The organism is Kitasatospora sp. NPDC094016 (genome assembly GCF_040304045.1).
In the GTDB taxonomy this organism is placed as follows: Bacteria; Actinomycetota; Actinomycetes; order Streptomycetales; family Streptomycetaceae; genus Kitasatospora.
The window spans coordinates 70,952-87,499 of record NZ_JBEOUK010000017.1; the positions used below are offsets into that span (position 1 = coordinate 70,952).

Annotated in this window: 12 protein-coding genes; 1 reads left to right on the plus strand and 11 read right to left on the minus strand. The window is 72.6% G+C overall.

Annotated elements, in window-relative coordinates; translation table 11 throughout:
- Positions 1 to 22 precede the first annotated feature (22 nt).
- The 6 genes from ABT015_RS18270 to nrdR form a co-directional block, all read right to left on the minus strand.
- Entirely contained in the window at positions 23 to 1,426 is a 1,404-nt protein-coding gene (locus tag ABT015_RS18270) for an ABC transporter substrate-binding protein (protein WP_350880135.1), read from the minus strand.
- 305 nt (positions 1,427 to 1,731) lie between these two features.
- The gene (locus ABT015_RS18275; protein ID WP_350880137.1) at positions 1,732 to 2,295 is read right to left on the minus strand and encodes a Clp protease N-terminal domain-containing protein; all 564 of its coding nucleotides are present in this window, start codon (positions 2,293 to 2,295) and stop codon (positions 1,732 to 1,734) included.
- A gap of 3 nt (positions 2,296 to 2,298) precedes the next feature.
- Positions 2,299 to 2,535 carry an RNA polymerase subunit sigma-70 gene (locus ABT015_RS18280; RefSeq protein WP_350880139.1) on the minus strand — a complete coding sequence of 79 codons (237 nt, stop codon included), beginning with the start codon at positions 2,533 to 2,535 and terminating at the stop codon, positions 2,299 to 2,301.
- A gap of 48 nt (positions 2,536 to 2,583) precedes the next feature.
- Positions 2,584 to 3,348: an SDR family oxidoreductase gene (locus ABT015_RS18285; protein ID WP_350880141.1), complete on the minus strand. Its 765-nt coding sequence runs from the start codon at positions 3,346 to 3,348 to the stop codon at positions 2,584 to 2,586.
- Between the two features lie 172 nt (positions 3,349 to 3,520).
- Positions 3,521 to 6,415 (minus strand): vitamin B12-dependent ribonucleotide reductase, encoded by a 2,895-nt coding sequence (locus ABT015_RS18290; protein WP_350880143.1) that lies wholly within the window; start codon positions 6,413 to 6,415, stop codon positions 3,521 to 3,523.
- Between the two features lie 203 nt (positions 6,416 to 6,618).
- A complete protein-coding gene (nrdR, locus tag ABT015_RS18295) occupies positions 6,619 to 7,116 on the minus strand; it encodes a transcriptional regulator NrdR (RefSeq protein WP_063349343.1) in 498 nt (165 codons plus the stop codon).
- 356 nt (positions 7,117 to 7,472) lie between these two features.
- On the opposite strand from nrdR, the gene lexA reads away from it, so the two are divergent.
- Positions 7,473 to 8,354, plus strand: a complete 882-nt coding sequence (gene lexA / locus ABT015_RS18300) for a transcriptional repressor LexA (RefSeq protein ID WP_380336391.1) — start codon at positions 7,473 to 7,475, stop codon at positions 8,352 to 8,354.
- A 125-nt stretch (positions 8,355 to 8,479) separates the two neighbouring features.
- On the opposite strand, the gene ABT015_RS18305 is transcribed toward lexA, so the two are convergent.
- Genes ABT015_RS18305 through ABT015_RS18325 form a run of 5 tightly spaced genes read right to left on the minus strand, consistent with a single transcriptional unit; the run spans position 8,480 to position 16,288 of the window.
- A complete protein-coding gene (locus tag ABT015_RS18305; RefSeq protein ID WP_350880146.1) occupies positions 8,480 to 10,663 on the minus strand; it encodes an ATP-dependent DNA helicase in 2,184 nt (727 codons plus the stop codon).
- 12 nt (positions 10,664 to 10,675) lie between these two features.
- Positions 10,676 to 12,499: an IucA/IucC family protein gene (locus ABT015_RS18310; RefSeq protein WP_350880148.1), complete on the minus strand. Its 1,824-nt coding sequence runs from the start codon at positions 12,497 to 12,499 to the stop codon at positions 10,676 to 10,678.
- A complete protein-coding gene (locus tag ABT015_RS18315) occupies positions 12,477 to 13,916 on the minus strand; it encodes a lysine N(6)-hydroxylase/L-ornithine N(5)-oxygenase family protein (RefSeq protein ID WP_350880150.1) in 1,440 nt (479 codons plus the stop codon). Before ABT015_RS18315 ends, ABT015_RS18310 begins: the two co-directional genes overlap by 23 nt.
- 9 nt (positions 13,917 to 13,925) lie before the next feature.
- Positions 13,926 to 14,600, minus strand: coding sequence for a GNAT family N-acetyltransferase (locus ABT015_RS18320; RefSeq protein ID WP_502897343.1), 675 nt, complete (start codon positions 14,598 to 14,600; stop codon positions 13,926 to 13,928).
- A complete protein-coding gene (locus tag ABT015_RS18325) occupies positions 14,492 to 16,288 on the minus strand; it encodes an IucA/IucC family protein (protein ID WP_502897344.1) in 1,797 nt (598 codons plus the stop codon). The genes ABT015_RS18320 and ABT015_RS18325 overlap by 109 nt, the downstream gene beginning before the upstream one ends.
- Between the last annotated feature and the right edge of the window lie 260 nt (positions 16,289 to 16,548).

A 16,548-nucleotide genomic window follows, 5' to 3' on the forward strand; every position in this document is an offset into this window, starting at 1 on the left:
TGCGCCCACTGCGGGCGTGCGGCTACTGAGGCCAGGCGGCGTCGATGTCGGCGGCGGTCTTCTGGATCGACTGCCCCTCGGCGAACCAGGCGGTCAGCGACTTCCACTCCTGCCCGGAACCGATGGCGGCCGGCATCAGGTCGGAGCCGTCGAAGCGGAAGGTCGCCGCCGGGTCGGTCAGCGCGTCCGCCGACAGCCGGTCGATCGGGTCGGTGTACAGGCTCTTGTCCACGCCCTGGTTGGCCGAGACCCAGCCCGTCGCGGTCTTCACCCGGCTGCTCGCCCAGTCCGAGCTGGACAGGTAGTTCTGCACCGCCTGCACCTCGGGCCGGCCGGAGAAGGCGGCCAGGAACTCGCCGCCGCCCTCGACCGGGTTGGGGATCGCCGGGTTCACCGCGGGCAGGTGGAAGGCGAACACGTCGCCGTCCGGGCCGACCGTGGTGCCCTTGGGCCACTGCGCCTCGTAGAACGACGCCTGCTGGAGCATGGCGCACTTGCCGGTGAGGATCGGCGCGCCCGCGTCCTGGAAGGTGGTGGTGGCGATCGACTTGACGTCGCCGTAACCGCCGTTGACCCAGGCCGGGTTCTGCATCCAGCCGGCGACGGTCTTCATCGCCGTGGTGATCTTCTCGTCGGAGAACTTCACCTGGTGGCCGACCCACTGGTCGTACACGTCACCGCCGTACGTGCCGAGCACCACCTCCTCCAGCCAGTCGGTGGCCGGCCAGCCGGTGGCCGTGCCCGAGGCGATGCCGCCGCACCAGGGCTTGGCGCCACCGGACTTGGCGATCCGGTCGCTGAGCGCCATCAGGTCCGCCCAGGTCTTCGGCACCTCGAAGCCGCCCGCCTTGAAGGCCTTCGGCGAGTACCAGACCAGCGACTTCATGTTGGCGCTCATCGGCGCCGCGTAGAAGGTGCCGTTGACCGAGCCGTAGGTCTTCCAGATCGGACTCCACCGGTCCTCGTTGGTGACCGTCTGGGCGGGCGGCTTCACCACCTTGCCGCTCTTCACCATCTGCGCCAGCAGGCCCGGCTGCGGGATGATCGCGAAGTCCGGGGCGTTGCCGCCGGCCACCCGGACCGGCAGCTGGGACTCGAAGTCGTTCGAGCCCTCGTAACTGATCTTGATGCCGGTGCACTTGGCGAACTCGGCCCAGGACTTCTCCAGGTTGTCCGACTCCGGGCTGAGGATCGAGGCGAACATCGTCACCGTGGTGCCCGAATGCCCGGCGTACGGCTGGTACTTGGCGCAGTCGCCGGACAGCGACGGGGCCGCCGCGTCATCCCCGCCGCCCGAACCGCCGGAGCTGTTGGAACAGGCCGCGGTCAGGGCCAGCGCCGCGAGCAGGGCGGGTACGACGGCCAAGCGGCGGCCGGAACCGCGGTGACCGGAACTCCTGGACGGCGCGGTCGGGTTGAGGGTCAATGCGGTCCTCCTCGCCAGGGCGTGCTGCCGACGGTGGGCTGAACGACATCGCGCTGTACCGGAGACGGGCCTGCAGAGATCGCGAGCGGGCGACGGACGAACCGATCCGATGACGTTAACGCAGCCGCCAGCCGCCGCCAAGGTCCACGTCGACCTTCATCCGTCGACACCCCGACCGAGACCTCCGCCCGCCCTCCGCCCTCCGCCCGGCGGCACGACGACCCCGCCCGGAAACCCGGACGGGGCCGCATTGCGTCATCCACACCGATCAGCGACGCAACCGACGCACCGCCGGACCCGCCGGTTCACGCCAGCACCTCCTCGACGGCCCGCCGGACGGCCTGCGGATCCAGCCCGTGATCGACGATCACCCGGGCGCCGAAGCCTTCCCCCTCCCGAAGGACCCCCAGCAGCAGGTGCCCGACCGCGATCTGGCCGGACTTCAGCCGCAGCGATTCGCGCAGCGACAGCTCCAGCGCCTTCTTCGCCCGGGCACTGAACGGGTTGCGGCCCGCCCTCGACTCCAGCCTGAACCAGCCCCGCCGCTTCGGTTCCTCCTCGGCCGGCGCGTCCAGCGCGCCCTCGCCGAAGGCCGATTCGACCGCGGTCCGGACGGCGTCCAGGTCCACCCCGATCGAGGCCAGCGCCTGTGCGTCGTCCCCCGGCCCGAGCAGTCGGACCACTGCCCGCCGGGCGGCCCCGTGGTCCAGGCCCAGCCCGATCAGGACGCCGGCGGCCGGGTCGTCCGACCGGGCCAGGATCGCCAGCAGCAGGTGCTCCGTCCCGATATGGCCGTGCCGCAGTTCCCCGGCCTCCTGCTGGGCCCCGGCCACCACCTGCCGTGCCGGCTCGGTGAAACGCTCGAACATCGTTCAGCCTCCGTCCTGGTCCTTGCCGGGCCCGCGCCGGGCGTACTTCTTGTGCACCGCCTGCCTGGTGACCCCGAGGCAAACCGCGATGTCCTGCCAGGACCAGCCCTGCGACCGGGCGTTGCCCACCTGTAGGCCTTCCAGGCGGTCCGCCAGGTCGCGCAGCGCGCGGACCGCCCGGAGCCCGACCGCGGGGTCACGGCTGCTCGCCGCGGCCGCGAGTTCTCCGCTCTCACTCATGCTGTCAACTATGGTTGACAGTTGCGGCGCCGTCAACCCTGGTTGACATCAGCGGTCGCCGAACCGCTCCGCCAGCACCTCCTCGAAGCTCCCCCGGCCCACCGCCCGCTCCGGCGCGAGGTTCCCGCCCGCCCGCAGCGCCCGCCCCGAAGCCCCCGGCACCCGCACCGGCAGCAGCACCCGTCGCCGACCCGACGCCCGCAGGTACGCCTCGGCCAGCTCCCGGTACGGCCGCACCCGCGGCCCGCCCACCTCCGGCGCGTACCCGGCCGGCCCCTCCCCCACCAGCTCCGCCACCCGCGCGGCCACCTCCCGCACGTCCACCGGCTGGACCCGCGCCCCGCCCGGCACCGGGAACACCGGCAGCCGCGCCGACACGTCGAAGATCCTCAGCAGCAGGTCGTGGAACTGCGTCGCCCGCAGCACCGTCCACCCGAGCCCCGACTCCCGCACCACCCGCTCACAGGCGAGCTTCGCCCGGTAGTACGGGATCGGCACCCGGTCGACCCCGACGATCGACACGTACAGCAGGTGCCGCACCCCCGCCCTCCCGGCCTCCGCCACCAGCGTCCGGACCGCGGCCACGTCCTTGCGTCCCACCGTGGTCGCGCAGTCCACCACCGCCTCGGCCCCCGCCACCGCCCCGGCGATCCCCTCCCCGGTCACCAGGTCCCCGACCACCCACTCGACCCCCTCGCCCCCGCTCCGCACCCGCCGGCTCAACCCCCGCACCGCCACCCCGCGCGCGACCAGCAGCCGCACCACCTCCCGCCCCAGAACCCCCGTCGCCCCGGTCACCAGCACCGTCCCCATCACCACACCACTCCTCCCGCCGAACACCGTCACCCCTACCGACCGCCCACCGCCCCCATCCGTGACATCGACACCCGCGAAGTGCCCGGACAACGAGAAGAGGCGGGGCGAGGACGTGAAGTCCTCGCCCCGCCTCAGCGGTGGCTCACCCGCGCGGGGTCAGTAGCGGCGGTCAGCTGCAGCCGCTGGTGGAGCCGCAGCCCTCGCAGAGGTAGCAGCTGCCGGCGCGGCGCATCTTGGTGCCGCAGGAGAAGCAGAGCGGGGCGTCGGCGTTGAGGCCGAGCTGGATCTCGATCAGCTCCGTGGAGTTGTGGGCCTGCGCCGGGGAGGCCTTGGGGGCCTTGGGCGCCTCCACGGCGGGGGCCGGGGCGGCGACCACCGGGGCGGACTGGGCGAGCGACTCGGTGTCGAGCTCCTCGGCCTCCAGCGGCTCGTAGGAGCCCGTGTCCAGGTGGCGCTGGCGCTCCTCGACGGAGTGGATGCCGAGCGCCGACCGGGTCTCGAACGGCAGGAAGTCGAGCGCCAGGCGGCGGAAGATGTAGTCGACGATCGACTGCGCCATCCGCACGTCCGGGTCGTCGGTCAGACCGGCCGGCTCGAAGCGCATGTTGGTGAACTTCGAGACGTAGGTCTCCAGCGGCACGCCGTACTGCAGGCCGACCGAGACGGCGATGGAGAAGGCGTCCATCATGCCCGCGAGGGTCGAGCCCTGCTTGGACATCTTGAGGAAGACCTCGCCGAGGCCGTCGTCCGGGTAGGAGTTGGCGGTCATGTAGCCCTCGGCGCCACCGACCGTGAAGGAGGTGGTGATGCCCGGGCGGCCCTTGGGCAGGCGCTTGCGGACCGGGCGGTACTCGACGACCTTCTCGACCGCGGCGGCCGGGGAGGTCGCGGTGGCCGGGGCGAGCTTGGGCTCGGAGTCCTTCTTCTTCGCCGAAAGCGGCTGGCCGACCTTGCAGTTGTCGCGGTAGATGGCGAGCGCCTTGACGCCCATCTTCCACGCCTCGAAGTAGATCTCCTCGATCTCCTCGACGGTGGCGGACTCGGGCATGTTCACGGTCTTGGAGATCGCGCCGGAGATCCAGGGCTGGATCGCGGCCATCATCCGGACGTGGCCCATGGCCGAGATGACCCGCTCGCCCATCGCGCAGTCGAAGACCTCGTAGTGCTCGGCCTTGAGGCCCGGGGCGTCCACCACGTTGCCGTGCTCGGCGATGTGGGCGACGACCGCCTCGATCTGCTCGTCCTGGTAGCCGAGGCGCTTGAGGGCGCGCGGGACGGTGCCGTTGACGATCTGCATCGAGCCGCCGCCGACGAGCTTCTTGAACTTGACGAGCGCCAGGTCCGGCTCGACGCCGGTGGTGTCGCAGTCCATCATCAGGCCGATGGTGCCGGTGGGGGCGAGCACCGAGGCCTGGGCGTTGCGGAAGCCGTTCTGCGCGCCGATCCGCAGGACGTCCTGCCAGGTGTCGTTGGCCACGGCCCAGACCGGGGCGTCCAGGTCGTCGAGCGAGACGGCGGCGAGCGAGGCGTCCGCGTGCTGCTTCATGACCAGCTGGTGCGGGGCGGCGTTGCGGGCGTAGCCGTCGTACGGGCCGACGACGCCGGCGAGTTCGGCGCCGCGGCGGTAGGCGGTGCCGGTCATCAGCGAGGTGATGGCGCCGGCCAGGGCGCGGCCGCCCTCGCTGTCGTAGGCGTGGCCGGTGGCCATCAGCAGGGCGCCGAGGTTGGCGTAGCCGATGCCGAGCTGGCGGTAGGCGCGGGTGGTCTCGCCGATCTTCTCGGTGGGGAAGTCGGCGAAGCAGATGGAGATGTCCATCGCGGTGATGACCAGCTCGACGACCTTGGCGAAGGTCTCCGCGTCGAACGAGTCGTCGTCGCGCAGGAACTTCATCAGGTTCAGCGAGGCGAGGTTGCAGCTGGAGTTGTCCAGGTGCATGTACTCGGAGCAGGGGTTGGACGCGTTGATGCGGCCGGACTCCGGGCAGGTGTGCCAGTGGTTGATGGTGGAGTCGTACTGGATCCCCGGGTCGGCGCAGGCCCAGGCGGCCTCGGCCATCTTGCGGAACAGCTTCTTGGCGTCGACGGTCTCGATGACCTCGCCGGTCATCCGGGCGCGCAGGCCGAATTCGGTGCCGTTCTCGACGGCGGTCATGAATTCGTCGGAGACGCGGACGGAGTTGTTGGCGTTCTGGTACTGGACGGAGGTGATGTCGTCGCCGCCGAGGTCCATGTCGAAGCCGGCGTCGCGCAGGGCGCGGATCTTCTCCTCCTCCTTCACCTTGGTCTCGATGAAGGCCTCGACGTCGGGGTGGTCGACGTCGAGCACGACCATCTTGGCCGCGCGGCGGGTGGCACCACCGGACTTGATGGTGCCGGCGGAGGCGTCGGCGCCGCGCATGAAGGAGACCGGGCCGGAGGCGTTGCCGCCGGAGGACAGCAGTTCCTTCGAGGAGCGGATGCGGGAGAGGTTGAGGCCGGCGCCGGAGCCGCCCTTGAAGATCATGCCCTCTTCCTTGTACCAGTCGAGGATCGACTCCATGGAGTCGTCGACGGACAGGATGAAGCAGGCGCTGACCTGCTGGGGCTGCTTGGTGCCGACGTTGAACCAGACCGGCGAGTTGAAGCTGAACACCTGGTGGAGGAGGGCGTGCGTCAGCTCGTGCTCGAAGATCTCGGCGTCGTCCTTGGTGGCGAAGTAGCCGTGCTTCTCGCCGGCGGCGCGGTAGGTGAGCACCACGCGGTCGATGATCTGCTTGAGGCTCCACTCGCGCTGGGGAGTGCCGACGGCGCCGCGGAAGTACTTGGACGTGACGATGTTGACGGCGTTGACCGACCAGAACTCGGGGAACTCGACGCCGCGCTGCTCGAAGTTGATGGACCCGTCACGCCAGTTGGTCATGACGACGTCGCGGCGCTCCCAGCGGACCTCGTCGTAGGGGTGCACGCCAGGAGTGGTGTAGATGCGCCCGATCGGCAGACCGCCCTTGGGGGCCTTGCCGCCGCCCTTGGCCGTGGTCTTGTCGGACTTCGACCCGCGTGCGGAACCGCTCGTGGTGTCTGTCACTTCTTCCTCCTCCTGGGCAAACGCCCGAAGTGCCCTGAAAAGTCCGGGCACCGCTGGTTCGTTCTTCCGGTGTGCGGGCAGGCGGAGACCTCGCCTGCTTGCGCACGGTTTGTTGTGTTCTGTGCCCTTTTTCCGGGCATGCGTGGGCCCCGTGGGACCCGTGGTGCAGCAAGGCCCGCCAGGGGGCCGGGTGCCGGCGCCTCCTAGGGCGCGGCGGCGGCGACGGGCACGCAGGTGCCGTCCGCCTCGGGGACGGGCCGTTCGGCGCGGAGTTCCGCGATGGCGGCCTCGAAGTCTTCCAGTCCGTCGTACGCCTGGTACACGCTGGCGAAGCGCAGGAAGGCGACCACGTCGAGTTCCTTGAGCGGGCCGAGTATGGCCAGCCCGACGTCGTGGGTGGTCAGCTCGGCGTTGCCGGTGGCGCGCACGCACTCCTCGACCCGCTGGCCGAGCTGGGCGAGGGCGTCCTCGGTGACCGGGCGGCCCTGACAGGCCTTGCGGACGCCGGTGATGACCTTCTCCCGGGAGAAGGGCTCGGTGACCCCGCTGCGCTTGATGACCATCAGCGCGGCCGTCTCCACGGTGGTGAAGCGGCGGCCGCAGTCCGGGCACTGCCGACGACGGCGGATCGAGCTGCCGTCCTCATTGGTCCGGCTGTCGACAACACGGCTGTCGGAATGCCGGCAGAAGGGGCAGTGCACCTGAGGATCCCTCCCTGGCAGGACGTGCGGACCTGTTGAGTCTATGCGATGCGACCCCGGCCTCGGCAAGCTGATCATGCGCCGTAACCACTAGTACTGGGCACGGAGAGGACTGTAGCCACTAGATGTAGGTCTCCGGGGGAAGCGACACCCCTGGCGTGTCGGCACCGATTAGACTGCCGGAGTCGAGATCCGATCGAACATTTACTCGATGCACGGTCTCGATGTACAGCAAAGCCTTGATCGAGTCAGCCAACTCTCGAATAATTCACTCGAACGTGTGTTTGGCGCAACCTTTCGATAGGAGGGGCGTTGGGCTGGAAAAGGGGAGAGGACAGCCGTCGAGAGGGGCCGCCGTGAACACCATCGAAAGCAACACCATCCCGGTGCAGGAACACTCCCAGTTCAAGGTGGGGCAGCGCACCACGAATCAGCAGAGCGTGGACATCAGCATGGACCGTAGCGAAGACCAGCGCCTCTCCGGCCCGGCCCTTTCCAGCACGGGCCGCGTTCCCGACCAGCCGATCGAACACTCCCCCGCGATCGACGACGCCCACCAGGCGCCCACCCGCGCGCTGCCCGGCCGCCCCCCCGGCATCCGTACCGACGAGGCCGGTCTCACCGAGCGCCAGCGCCGCGTGATCGAGGTCATCCGGGACTCCGTCCAGCGTCGCGGATACCCGCCGTCCATGCGCGAGATCGGCCAGGCCGTCGGCCTGTCCAGCACCTCCTCGGTCGCCCACCAGCTGATGGCCCTGGAGCGCAAGGGCTTCCTGCGCCGCGACCCGCACCGCCCGCGCGCCTACGAGGTCCGCGGCGTCGAGGTCGCCCGCCCGAACACCGCCGAGACGGCCGGCAGGCCGTCCACCTCGTACGTGCCACTGGTCGGTCGGATCGCCGCCGGCGGCCCGATCCTGGCCGAGCAGACGGTCGAGGACGTCTTCCCGCTGCCCCGCCAGCTGGTCGGCGAGGGCGAACTGTTCGCGCTCACCGTGCGCGGCGACTCGATGATCGAGGCGGCCATCTGCGACGGCGACTGGGTCACCGTGCGCCGCCAGCCGGTCGCCGAGAACGGAGACATCGTGGCCGCGATGATCGACGGCGAGGCCACGGTCAAGCGGCTCAAGCGCGAGGACGGCCGGATCTGGCTGATGCCGCACAACCCGGCGTACGAGCCGATCAACGGCGACAACGCCACCATCCTGGGCAAGGTCGTCGCGGTCCTGCGCCGCCTCTGACGCCTCGCGCGCACCCAGCGGGAAGGGGCTCCACCGCGCGGTCGCGGGGAGCCCCTCCGGCGTCTCCGGGGGGGCTTCCGGGCCCGCCCCGGGGGGCCGGACGGAACCCCGGATCACCGCACCGCTCAGCCCCGCTTCACCACCGGCTTGACCGGCGGCGCCGAGGCGTCGATCGCCGCCAGCGAGCGGCGCACCTGGTTGCGGTCCGTGGTGTACCAGAACTCCGGCATCGAGGAGCGGAAGAAGCTCCCGTACCGCTTGGTCTCCACCCGCGGATCGAGCACCGCGACCACGCCCCGGTCCTCGGCCGCGCGCACCAGCCGGCCGGCGCCCTGCGCCATCAGCAGCGCCGCGTGCGTCGCCGCGACGGCCATGAAGCCGTTCCCGCCGCGCTGTTCGACGTCCTTCTGGCGGGCGCTCATCAGCGGGTCGTCCGGCCGGGGGAACGGGATGCGGTCCATCACGACCAGCTGGCAGGCCGAGCCGGGCACGTCCACGCCCTGCCAGAGCGAGAGCGTGCCGAACAGGCAGGTGGACGCGTCCGAGGCGAACTCCCGGATCAACTCGCCCAGGGTGTCCTCCCCCTGGAGCAGGATCCGGTTGTCCAGCCGCTCCCGCAGCGCCTCGGCGGCCGTCTGGGCGCCGCGCATCGAGGAGAACAGGCCCAGCGTGCGCCCACCGGCCGCGCCGATCAGCTCCGCCAACTCGTCCAGCATGTCCGGCCGTTCGGGGTCGCGGCCGGGATCCGTGAGATGCCGGGCGACGTACAGGATGCCCTGCTTGGGGTACTTGAACGGCGAGCCCACGTCGATGCCGCGCCAGTGCGGCACCGCGTCCTCGCCGAACCCGAACCCGAACCCGGAGCCGGAACCGGAACCGGAACCGGAACCGGAACCGGCCGAAGGATTGTCCCCGGGGGTGCGCTGGTCCGGCAGCCGGGAGTCCGAGGGCAGGCCGACGGAGGCGGCGACGCCGTTGAAGTCCCCGCCGAGCTTGAGGGTGGCCGAGGTGAGCACCACCGAGCGCTCCTTGTAGAGGCCCTCGCGCAGCAGCCCGGACACGCTGAGCGGCGCGACCCGCAGCGAGCCGGTGCCCATGCCGAAGCGGTCGCTGCGCTCGATCCAGACCACGTCGTACTCGGAGTCCTCCAGCAGCCGCTCGGCGGTCTCGTGCAGCGACTCGGCGGAGGCCATCGCCTGCTTGCGGACGGCGTCCTCGTCGCTGAGCCCCTTGTCGCGGGTCTCGCCGAGCGAGCTGATCACCTGGCGGGCGGCGTCCCGGATCGAGGTGACCGCGTACGCCAGGTACTCGGGCAGTTCCTCGACCCGGCCGGGCTGGGCGGTCTCCATCAGGCCGTGGTAGTTCTCGGCGGCGGCCTGCAAGGCGTCCACGGCCTTCTCGTTGGCGAGCCGGGCGGCCCGCTTGACCGCCCGGTTGACCGCGCCGACGGTCAGCTCGGCGGTGGCCGCGCCGGTGACCCGGTTGACCAGTTCGTGCGCCTCGTCGACGATCAGCAGCCCGTGCTCGGGCAGCACCGGCGCGCCCTCGATCGCGTCGATCGCGAGCATCGCGTGGTTGGTGACCACGACGTCGGCCAGCTTGGCCCGCTCCCGGGCCTTCTCGGCGAAGCACTCCTGCCCGTACGCGCAGCGGGTGGCGCCCAGGCACTCCTTGGAGGTGACCGCCAGCTGGGCCCAGGCCTTGTCGGAGACGCCGGGGCTGAGGTCGTCCCGGTCCCCGGTGTCGGTCTCGTCGGCCCACTCGCGCAGCCGCAGCACGTCCTGCCCGAGCTTGCTGGCGGGCCCGCCGAGCGCCTCGGCCGCGTCGAACAGGCCCTCGCCCTCGTCGCTCGGGGTGCCCTCGTTGGCCCGGTGCAGGCACAGGTAGTTGGAGCGGCCCTTGAGCATCGCGAACAGCGGGCGGCGGCGCAGCACCGGGTGCAGCGCCTCGACCGTACGCGGCAAGTCCCGTTCGACGAGCTGGCGTTGCAGCGCCAGGGTGGCGGTCGCGACCACCACGCGGTCCCCGTGGGCGAGCGCGGGCACCAGGTAGGCGAGGGACTTCCCGGTGCCGGTGCCAGCCTGGACGAGCAGGTGCTCGGCGTTGTCGACGGCGTCGGCGACGGCCTCGGCCATCCGGACCTGACCGGGGCGCTCGACGCCGCCGACGGCCGCCACCGCGGCGTGCAGCAGGTCAGGGATGCGGGAGCGCGGAACGGCGACGGCTTCCTCGACGTCGGCGGCGGCGCCGCCGTCCTCGCCAGGGAGCTCGGTCTCGCCGGGGAGCTGGGTTTCGGAGTCGTTCGTCATGACCCTCCCAGCCTACGGGGCGGGGGTGACAATCCGGCTCCGTCGCCCGGGAAGATCCGCCTCCAGGGTCACCAGGGCGTTGGGGACGGTCCCGTAACGGGCGGCGTGCGGGCGGTGCGGGCGGTCCTGGTAGCCGTCGAGCAGCAGCCGGTTGCGGTTGAGGCAGAGCCGGTCGATCCGCGGCCGGAACAGGTCGAACAGCTCGAAGCGCTCGCCCAGGCCGGGGAAACGCTCCTGGTAGCGGCGGATCTCGGCCCGCAGCAGGGCCCAGAACTCGGCCTCGGGCAGCCCGGTCTGCGCCTCCAGCAGCGGGGCGAGGTAGCGCAGGACGCCGATGAACAGCCCGGAGTGGAGGAACTGGCAGAGCCCCTGCGGGCCGTCCCGCAGCAGGACGTCGTCGACCTCGGCGGGCAGGTCGCGCAGTTCGGGCAGGTCCTGGTCGCTGAGGTTGACGTCGTCGACGAAGTCCTTGACCGCGAGCCGGGTCGGCGCGTCGTGCTCGTCGAAGACAACGATGGCGTTCTCGCCGTGCGGGGAGAAGACCAGCCCGTACCGGTAGAGGAAGTGCAGCAGCGGCGGCAGCACCGCGCCGAACAGCCGGCCGGTCCAGGCGGCGGGGGTGAGCCCGGAGCGGGTGATCAGTTCGGCGGCGAGCGCCCGGCCGTCGGAGCCGGTCTGCAGCAGGGCGGCCAGGGTGCGGGCACGTTCGCCGCCGGCCAGGAAGGGGCCGAGGGGTTCGCGCCAGATCGCGCCGAGGAGTTCCTTGTACTGGTAGGGGGCCTCGGGCAGCTCGCGGTAGAGCGGGTGGTCGACGGTGACGGAGGCGATCTCGCCGAGCAGGATCACCCGGCACTCGTCGCGCAGGTACGGGTCGGCGTCGCGCAGGCCGTGGATCCAGGCGGTGACGGCGGGCGCGGCGAGTGTGCGTTCGGTGGGCAGGCCGCGCCAGACCAGGGTGTTGAGGACGGACAGCGGCAGTTTGACGGTGCAGCGCTCGGGGTGGGCGGTGTTGAAGAAGGAGCGGATGGACTGCTGGGGCAGCCGTGGGTCGCCGTCGGAGGGCAGCGGGACGATCTCGCCGGAGGCGATCCAGGGCGCGAACAGCGGGACGATCGTCTCGTCCCACTGCCAGGGGTGGACGGGCAGCAGCAGGTAGTCGTCGGCGGCCGGGCCGAGGGCGGCGCGCAGCGCGTCCGGGTCATCGAGTTCGCGGGCGTACAGCTGCTCGGGCCGCTCCAGACCGGGCACGCCGCGGTACTCGGCGAGCCGGCGGTGGACGGCGATCCAGGGCAGCGGGCGCGGGGTGCGGGCCTCCGGGGCCCAGCGGGCGGCGTCGGTGGCGGAGAAGCCGATCCGGCCCTTGTTGGGGACGATCCAGGGGTGGCCGTCCTGGCGGCCCTCCAGGGCGGGGTGGTCGAGGTCGGCGAGTTCGGCGGCGGTGAGCGCGGTGGCGAGCTGGTGCGCGTCGGCGGTCAGGGTGGCGGTGAGTTCGCGGATGAGGTGGCCGGTGGTCTCGCCGCGCAGGCCGAGGGTGTGCCGGGCGTGCGGGAGGAAGCGCAGCGGGTCGAGGCCGTCCGGGTCGGAGCAGCGGACCGACTCCGGGTCGACCCGCCAGCTTCCGTACGCGCCGCGGCGGGCGGTGAAGCGGTACTCGGCCTCGGGCAGCCAGAGCAGGTACTCGCCGTCGGTGGCGGCGCGGACGGGCGTGAGCAGTTCCTCGTAGGCGAACTCGCCGAGCATCTTGGCCAGCAGGGCGCGCCCGGCCCGCCGCCAGTGCCCGGCGGTCAGGTGCGGGGGCAGGTACAACGGCGGTTCAGCGGCCGACGGTTGCGGCACGGGTCAGCTCCTGGGGACGGGGGACGGTGGGGGTGCTCTCGGTGGGGGTGCTCTCGGCGGCAGCGGCGGCAGCGGCGGCGCCGCCCGCGGCGGGGGCGGTCCCGGGCGGCGCGAAGCCGGTCCAGGCGGTGCGGGCGGGCAGCCGGTGGACGGTCCGGCCGGTGACGGCGTTGAGGATCACGGCGGCCCGGTGGGCGCCGAGCCCCAGGTCGGGGGTACCGACGCCGTGGGTGTGCAGTTCGGCGTTCTGGACGTAGAGGCCGCCGGTGAGTTCGGGCCGGGTGGCGACCCGGTGGTCGAGGTCGACCCGGTAGCGCCCGTCCCGGTCCCAGTCGATCAGCCGGGCGAGCGGTTCGAGCGCGGCCGGCCGGGCGGCCCGGTAGCCGGTGGCGAGCACCACGGCATCGGTGCGCAGGACGTGTTCGGCGCCGGAGTCGCCGTGCCGGCAGTGCAGTTCGAGGCCGCCGCAGGGGCCGGGGTGGGCTTCGGTGACGGCGGTGCCGGGGGTGATGTCGACCGGGGCGGTGTCGATCGGGCGGCCGATGGTGCGTTCGTAGAGGTGGTCGTGGATCTCGGCGAGGGTTTCGGCGCTGGCGGCCTTGTGGAGTTGCCACTGGGCGGCGACCAGCGCGTCCCGGACGGCTTCGGGCAGGCTGTGGAAGTAGCGGGTGTAGTCGGGGGTGAAGTGCTCCAGGCCGAGCTTGGAGTACTCCATCGGCGCGAGCGCCCTGGTCCGGGTGAGCCAGCGCAGCCGGACGCCGTCGCCGTCGTGGCGGCGGAGCAGGTCGAGGAAGACCTCGGCGCCGGACTGCCCGCTGCCGACCACGGTGATGTCCCGGGCGCCGGCGAGGTCGCCGCGGCGGTCCAGGTAGTCGGCGCTGTGGAAGGCGCGCGGGTGGCCGTCGAGGGCGGTGAAGGCCTCGGGCAGGACGGGCCGGGTGCCGACGCCGAGGGCGAGGTTGCGGGCGTGCACCTCGGTCCGCCGCCCGGTCGCGGTGTCGGTCAGCTCGGCCCGGAAGTGCGGGGCTTCCCAGTGCAGGGCGGTGACCTCGGTGCCGAAGCGGCAGTTGGCGAGGCGTTCGGCGGCCCACCGGCAGTAGTGGTCGTACTCGCGGCGGGGCAGTTGGAAGCGCTCGGCGAAGTAGAACGGGAAGAGCCGGTCCTGGTCGCGCAGGTAGTTGAGGAAGGACCACGGGTTGGTCGGGTCGACGAGGGAGACCAGGTCGGCGAGGAACGGCACCTGCATCCGGGCCCCGTCCACCAGCATGCCGGGGTGCCAGCGGAACTCCGGGCGCTGGTCGCAGAAGAGCGTGCGCAGGCCGGGGACGGGCGCGGCGAGCGCGGCGAGCGAGAGGTTGAAGGGGCCGATGCCGACGCCGAGCAGGTCGTACGGCGGCTGGGGTGCTGGGGTGTCCACGGGGGTGTCCTAGGCGAGGAAGGGGACGCGGGCGCGGACCATCAGGGCGGCGCGCTTGTCGGGCAGGTCGAGTTCGGTGTCCAGCCGGAATCCGGCCCGTTCGAAGGCCCGGACGGAGCGCCGGTTGCGGACGTCCGGTTCGGCGACGACCCGTTCGCAGCGGGGCCGTTGCCGCAGGATCCGCTCGGCGAGGGCGGCCAGCAGGACGGCGCCGAGGCCCCGGCCGCGGCTCCCGGCGGGGCCGAGCAGGAGGTGGACGCCGGTGTCGTGCGGCCGGGCCGGGTAGTGCCGGGCGAGCGGGTCGAGGTCGGCGCGGTAGACCTCCCAGTAGCTCGTCGGGTCGCCGTCGAGCAGGCCGAGGCAGGGCACGCTGCGTCCGTCGCCGTCGAGTTGGGCCCGGAGGTGCTGTTCGGTGGCGTCGCGCGGCCCGGCGAGCTGCCAGAACGCGGCGATCTCGGGGTCGTTCATCCACCCGGCGAGCAGGTCCAGGTCGGCGGGCAGCCGGACCGGGCTGAGCCGGAACTCACCGGCCGGGGTGGGGATCGCGCCCCATCCCGGCGGGTCGTCGAGCAGGCTCATGCGCCCGCCAGCGGGTTGGGGACGTCCACGTAGACGGACTGGGTGGCGACCGGGCCGACCAGTTCGTCCAGGCCGTTGATCCGGGTGAGCAGGTTGGCCTTGCACGGCAGGGTGGGCGCGTCGAGCAGCATCCCGGGCAGCGCCGAGCCGGTGGCGGCGGCCCGCGGGCCGGCCAGGAAGCGGCGCAGCCCGGCCAGCAGCACGGTCTCGTCGGCGAGCCCCTGGCTGCCGAAGGCGCCGACCAGGCCGAGGACGTGGTTGATGCCGAGGTAGTAGGCGAAGTGGTGGTCGATCACCTCGTCGGGCAGGAAGGTGTCGCTGTGCTCGCCGAGCCCGGGCAGCCGCGCGGTGAGCTGGTCGGCGGCGCTCTCCCGGTAGTAGTAGCCCTGGTTGTCGCGGTAGCGGCCGCCGCTGGGCCAGCCGTCGGCGTCGAGCAGGACGAGGCTGTTCTGCTGGTGCGCCTCCAGGGCGATGCCGGCCGTGCCGTCCAGCCAGAGGACGGGCAGCACGACGGCGTCCAGGTAGCGCAGGAACCATTCGGCGGCGACGGTCCGCAGCGGACGGCCGCAGCGGACGGCGAGCGCCCGCAGGGTGTCGCCGAGCCGGGACGGCACGGTGTCGCCGGTGCCGAGCGGTTGTTCGGCGACCAGCCCGGCGACGCACAGCGCGCGGTCGGCGGGGGCGAAGGGCTGGGCGCGCAGCACGGTGTCCAGGCCGCCCGGGTCGCCGAGGGCGGGGTGGTCGACGCCGATCCAGGCCGGGTCGCGGACGATGTCGAAGCCGGGGTGGGCGCGGTGCCATTCGGCGGCCAGGCCGCTCTCCAGCAGCCGGTGTACCTCCAGGCCGCGGTGGAGTTCCTTGCGCAGGTTCTCCCGGCGGGAGTTGGTGATCCGCAGGCCGAGCGAGAGCTTGAGCATCCAGGGGGTGCCGGGGCGGTAGACGGTGCGCACCGAGGAGGTGGGGTGCCAGGGGTCGCCGGCCGGGCCGAGGTCGTGCAGCAGCCCGTCGGCGAGCAGGGCGGCGACGGCCGGGCGGTGGGCGAGTTCGCGGGCCTGCCAGGGGTGCAGCGGCAGGGCGGCGGTGCCGGGCGGCAGTGCGGCGTGGTCGCCGAGCAGGTCCGCGGTGATCCGGTCGGCGCTCTCGGTGAGGGCGGAGCCGGCGGCGAGCAGGTCGCGGTGGACCGCGTACCAGTGGAGTTGGAAGGAGCCGTGCAGTTCGGGCGAGTAGGCGGCGCTCTGGGCCGGGCCGAGGCCGTCGCGGCTCTTCGGGGTGGGGTGCAGCGGGTGGCCGAGCAGCAGGGACTGTTCGGCAGCGAGGAAGTGCGAGCGTTCCGGGCCGCCGACGGGGGCGGCGGTGCGGCGGTGGGCGAGGATGTCGGCGGTGCGGACGACCGAGTCGGCGACCCGGGCGGCGAGATCGGCGACCTGCCCGGGGTCGGGGCGGTCGGCGGCCGCGGCGGCGAGCAGCGCCGCGGTGGTGACGGCGTCCACGGGGGCGTCGGCGGTGCCCTCCCCGGCGGACAGGACGGCGGGGCCGAACCGGTGCCAGCCGCCGGGCGACCAGTAGCGGACGGGGGCGGAGAGCCGGGCGGCGCCGCCGAGGACGGCGATCCGCAGCCGGCCGTCGGGGCCCGGGCGGGCGCCGGTCTCGCGCGTCCAGCAGCGCAGCAGGGCTTCCAGTGCGGCCTGTTCGGCGGCGACGGCGGGGTCCGGGTGCAGCAGCGGATCGGGCTCGGCCGACCGGTCCGCGTGCAGCAGCGGGGCGGGCGGGGCTCCGGTGAGGGCGGTGCTCAAGGCTGCTCCTTGGGGCGCGTGGGGGTGCGGACGCGCACGGGTGGTGGAGAGGATCGGCGGGCGCTCGCACCGTCGCGTCAGGTAAGGGTTACCTATCCCTGACGGGTGATCACAAGGTCTGCTCACTCGTCCGGGTGAAGATCGGGGATTGTCCGCGTCCGGCGCGCGGGGCCCTGCTGGGCCGACGGACCGGCCGGGGCCACGTCACGGATCGGTGACCTCCGGTCAGGGCCGCAACCCGGGGGGCGGCCGCCGCCGTC

What these genes read in the sequence shown, in the direction of transcription:
- ABT015_RS18275 (WP_350880137.1), bottom strand. Translation starts at nt 2,295, where the DNA reads ATGTTCGAGCGTTTCACCGAGCCGGCACGGCAGGTGGTGGCCGGGGCC.
- ABT015_RS18280 (WP_350880139.1), bottom strand. Translation starts at nt 2,535, where the DNA reads ATGAGTGAGAGCGGAGAACTCGCGGCCGCGGCGAGCAGCCGTGACCCC.
- ABT015_RS18285 (WP_350880141.1), bottom strand. Translation starts at nt 3,348, where the DNA reads ATGGGGACGGTGCTGGTGACCGGGGCGACGGGGGTTCTGGGGCGGGAG.
- ABT015_RS18305 (WP_350880146.1), bottom strand. Translation starts at nt 10,663, where the DNA reads ATGACGAACGACTCCGAAACCCAGCTCCCCGGCGAGACCGAGCTCCCT.